Origin of the sequence: Streptomyces beijiangensis, assembly GCF_017315755.1 — a bacterium.
GTDB classification, from domain to species: Bacteria; Actinomycetota; Actinomycetes; order Streptomycetales; family Streptomycetaceae; genus Streptomyces; species Streptomyces beijiangensis.
Window position 1 is genome coordinate 1 of the sequence record NZ_JAFLRJ010001002.1, and the last position, 435, is coordinate 435.

General features: G+C 69.7%; 1 protein-coding gene. It reads left to right on the top strand.

Going from position 1 to position 435, the window contains the following annotated elements; all coding sequences use genetic code 11:
• Nucleotides 1–127 precede the first annotated feature (127 nt).
• On the top strand, nucleotides 128–435 hold a 308-nt coding region (locus tag J0695_RS40280; RefSeq protein WP_206969765.1), incomplete at its 3' end, for a helix-turn-helix domain-containing protein.

Here is a 435-nt window from a genome sequence, read left to right on the forward strand (position 1 = left end):
CGAGGCGCCGGCCGGACCTCCCCGGTCGCCGTGTCGAAGAAAGGAGCGGGCAAACAATTAAGCTGACGGACATGTGGAGAGCGCATCTGGGGCAGGCAGCCGCCGACGAGCCGAATGGAGCGGGGCGTTGACAGACTTCGATGCCCTCGACGCGCTGCTGGCATCGGTCCAGCCCGAGGCCGCACTCCCGCCGGCCGGCGAGCGACGTGTCCTGCGCGAAGGCCTGGGACTCTCCCAGGCTCAGATCGCCCAGGCGCTCGGCGTGGGTCCCAGCACCGTGCGCGGCTGGGAGTCCGGACGTGAACCGGCCGGGGAGATCAGGACCAAATACGCCTACCTCCTCGACGGGCTGCGGGCGAAACTCCACCCGCAGAAAGACGAGCCTGCCGATGACTCCGCCGGCGGAAGTGACAGCGCCGGCGGAAGTGACAGCGC